At 70.1% G+C, this 381-nt stretch carries 1 protein-coding gene; it reads left to right on the top strand.

Features of this window, described 5'->3' with window-relative positions; translation table 11 throughout:
• Nucleotides 1–381 (top strand): hypothetical protein (locus KDH83_RS31920; protein WP_212323199.1); only part of this gene is annotated, 381 nt, incomplete at both ends.

Genomic DNA, 381 nt, shown 5'->3' with positions numbered 1-381 from the left:
CCCTGACGGCGGGCCGCGACGCGGCGGTCACGGGCGCGGTGAGCGCGGGCCAGGCACTGACGGTGGATGCGGCCGGCGATGTATCGGTGAGCGCACGCGGCAGCCTGCAGACGCAGGACGCATTGCGCGTGGCGGCGGGCAAGGATCTGGCGATGGCCGGCTCGCTGGTGATGGGTGACCAGGACGTGCGCGTGCAGGCCGGGCGCAATCTGCGCGCGGGCACGGCGACGGATGCTGGGTCGGGCAATGGCAACGGCAATACCGGTGGCACCGGCAGCAACGGCGGCAACAACGGAAGTAATGGCAGCAACAACGGCAACAATGCTGGCAACGGCAACGGCAACGGCAACGGCAACGGCAACGGCAACGGCAACGGCAACG

The organism is Achromobacter sp. Marseille-Q0513 (assembly GCF_018195695.1).
In the GTDB taxonomy this organism is placed as follows: Bacteria; Pseudomonadota; Gammaproteobacteria; order Burkholderiales; family Burkholderiaceae_B; genus Achromobacter.
The sequence above is the reverse complement of the archived record's forward strand: the minus strand, read 5'-3'. Positions and strand labels throughout refer to the sequence as shown.